We start from the raw sequence: 2,869 nt of genomic DNA on the forward strand, positions 1-2,869 counted from the left end.
GCTCGACGCCGTGCAGGACGCGCTGGCGCAGGCCAGCGGGCGGTTGCGCGGCGCGCAGGCCGAGCTGGAGCGGCGCGTGCGCGACGCGCTCGCCGGCTACGAGGAGTCGCAGCGGGCCCTGCTGCAGGCGCAGAAACTCGAGGCCCTGGGGCGGCTCACCGGCGGCATCGCCCACGACTTCAACAACGTGCTGCAGACGCTGACCAGCGGCCTGCAGACCTTGAAGCGCCAGGCGCCGGAGGCGCAGCAGGCCCTGCTCGGGCGCTGCCAGCGCGCGGTGATGCGCGGCACCGAACTCGCCCGCCAGCTGATGGCTTTCGGCCGTGTGCAGGAGGTGCGGCGCGAAACGCTGGATGTTTCGGCGCGCATGAACGAGATGCGCTCGCTGCTGAGCGGCGCGTTGCCCACCCACACCCAGCTCGACTACGACCTGGTGCCCGGCCTGTGGCCGGTGATGGTGGATCCGGCCCAGCTGGAGCTGGCGCTGCTCAACCTGGTCATCAATGCGCGCGACGCCATGCCGTCGGGCGGGGGCATGGTGCTGCGCGGTAGCAACGAAACCGTGGCCGCCGCGCGGCCCGACCTCTCCGCCGGCGACTACGTGGTGCTGAGCCTGTCGGATACCGGCGAGGGCATGCAGCCCGAGGTGATGGCGCGCGCGCTCGATCCGTTCTACACCACCAAGGAAGTGGGCCGGGGCAGCGGCATGGGCCTGCCGCAGGCCTATGGCTTCGCCCGGCAGAATGGCGGCACCCTGTCGCTGGAGAGCGAACCCGGCCAGGGCACCACGGTGCGGCTGTACCTGCCGCGCGCGCGGCAGGCGATGCCGATGCGCTCGGCCGCGCGCACCCTGCCCGGCCTGCCCGCCTGCAAGGGCCGCGTGCTGCTGGTGGAGGACGACGAACTGGTGCGCGACACCGTGTCCACCGCGCTGGCGGCGGCCGGTTTCGAGATCGAAACGGCCTCCAGCGCCGACGAGGCGCTGCACCGCATGGACGGCGGCGAGCGTTTCGACGCCGTGCTGACCGACGTGGTGATGCCGGGGGCGCTGAGCGGGCTGGACCTGGCGCAGCACGTGCGGCAGCGGCATCCGGGGACCGGCGTGGTGGTAGCCTCGGGCTATTCGGAACACAGCGTGCAGCTCCCCGGGGTGCATGCGTTGCCGAAGCCTTACGATCTGCAGCAGGCGGTGGACGCGCTGAATGCGGCCGTCGCTGCCGGTTGAATACATTTTTTAAAACGGAAGAAGTCACCCTCATGGGCAACAAGATCATCACCGAAGCCGACCGCAAGCACACGCCGGCGCCCAAGACCGTCGAAGGCATGGCCATCGTGCGCCACGGCCGCGGCCAGCAGATCAGCCGCGCCCGCGGCACCGCCACCAACAACAAGAAGAACCCCGGCAAGCGCCCCCACAAGGGCGGCTGAGCCACAGCTGCTTACGCCCGGACACTTGGGCGAAAGCCAATTTCGACCGTAAAGCGCTTCAATGGGGCATACCGCGTGCAGTCCGCGCGGATCAAGGAGTCTCCTCATGAAAGCACTTCTACTGCTGCCTCTCGGCCTGGCTCTGGGCGGCTGTGTCGGCTATGGCGGTGCCGTCTACACCGGCGGCGGCTACTACGAAACGCCGGCGTATTCCGGCTACGGCGGCTATCCCCACTACGGTTCCACCTCGGTCTACGTCGCCCCCGCGCCCCAGCCGTACTACTACTACGGCGGCGGTGGCCGTGGGTACCGCGACCGCGACCGCGACGGCGTTCCCAACCGCTACGACCGCGATCGCGATGGTGACGGCGTGCGCAACCGCAACGATCGCTTCCCCAACGACCGGCGGCGGCAGTAAACCTGCGGCCGGCTGAGCCGGCCAAGCCCTGGCGCAGAGTGTCTTGCCCGTCCTACACGGGCAGGCACCCGCGCGTCCTACGGTGAAGTGGCAGTTCAAGGAGATGCCATGCCAGCGCCGTCAAGCACCCGCACCTTGTGGAAGGGCGCGATCAGCTTCGGGCTGGTCCACATTCCGGTCACACTGCACTCGGCGACCGCCGAGAACCGGATGAAATTCAATCTGCTGGACAAGCAGACCATGTCGCCGGTGGGCAACCGCCAGGTGAACAAGAGTACGGGCGAAGCCATGGCGCGCGAGGAAATCGTCAAGGGCTTCGAGGTCGAGAAGGACCAGTTCGTGGTGCTCACGCCCGACGAGATCAAGGAGGCGCTGCCCCGCTCCATGCAGACCATCGACATCGAGGCTTTCGTGGAGGTGGAGCAGATCCCCGCCGTGTTCTTCCACCGCCCCTACTACGTGGCGCCATCGGGCAAGGGCGGCCAGAAGCCGTTCGCGCTGCTGCGCGAGACCTTGCAGCGCACCGGCAAGGCCGGCATCGCACGGGTGGTGATCTCCACCAAGCAGCACCTGGCGGCGCTGATTCCCTCGGGCGACGGCCTGGTGCTGAGCCTGCTGCGCTGGTCCGACGAGGTGCGCGAGACCGCCGGCCTGCCCTGGCCGGGCGACGAGGTCACGGTGAGCGCGGCCGAACTGAAAATGGCCGAACAGCTTGTCGACGCCATGGCCGGCGAATGGCAGCCCGACCTGTTCCACGACGAGTTCCGCGAGAAGCTGATGGAACTGGTCGAGCGCAAGGCGCGCGAAGGCGGCCTGAAGGCATTGAAGCCGCTGCCGGGCGAGGACGTCGCCTCGGAATCCGCGCAGATCATCGACCTGACCGAGCTGCTCAAACGCAGCTTGCGCGGCAACGCCACGGCGCCCGCGCCGGCCTCGCGCACCAGTGCGCCCGCGCCGCGCACGCCGGCGCGCAAGAGCACCGCACATCAGGCTGCCAACGACGAAGCCCCGGCCCGGCCGCAG

At 69.2% G+C, this 2,869-nt stretch carries 4 protein-coding genes; all 4 read left to right on the plus strand.

What is annotated here, in order from left to right:
- The coding region (locus tag H0U68_RS04755; protein WP_296353193.1) for an ATP-binding protein at positions 1-1,225 on the plus strand (1,225 nt) is incomplete at its 5' end.
- A gap of 32 nt (positions 1,226-1,257) precedes the next feature.
- Positions 1,258-1,428, plus strand: a complete 171-nt coding sequence (locus tag H0U68_RS04760) for a hypothetical protein (RefSeq protein ID WP_296353196.1) — start codon at positions 1,258-1,260, stop codon at positions 1,426-1,428.
- A 106-nt stretch (positions 1,429-1,534) separates the two neighbouring features.
- Positions 1,535-1,846, plus strand: a complete 312-nt coding sequence (locus H0U68_RS04765; RefSeq protein WP_296353198.1) for a hypothetical protein — start codon at positions 1,535-1,537, stop codon at positions 1,844-1,846.
- Between the two features lie 108 nt (positions 1,847-1,954).
- On the plus strand, positions 1,955-2,869 hold a 915-nt coding region (locus H0U68_RS04770; RefSeq protein WP_296353200.1), incomplete at its 3' end, for a Ku protein.

It is taken from the genome of Ramlibacter sp., from assembly GCF_013697775.1.
Lineage (GTDB): Bacteria > Pseudomonadota > Gammaproteobacteria > Burkholderiales > Burkholderiaceae_C > Ramlibacter.

Excerpts from the sequence above, each read along its gene's own strand:
- H0U68_RS04760 (WP_296353196.1), top strand. The coding sequence starts at position 1,258 with ATGGGCAACAAGATCATCACCGAAGCCGACCGCAAGCACACGCCGGCG.
- H0U68_RS04765 (WP_296353198.1), top strand. The coding sequence starts at position 1,535 with ATGAAAGCACTTCTACTGCTGCCTCTCGGCCTGGCTCTGGGCGGCTGT.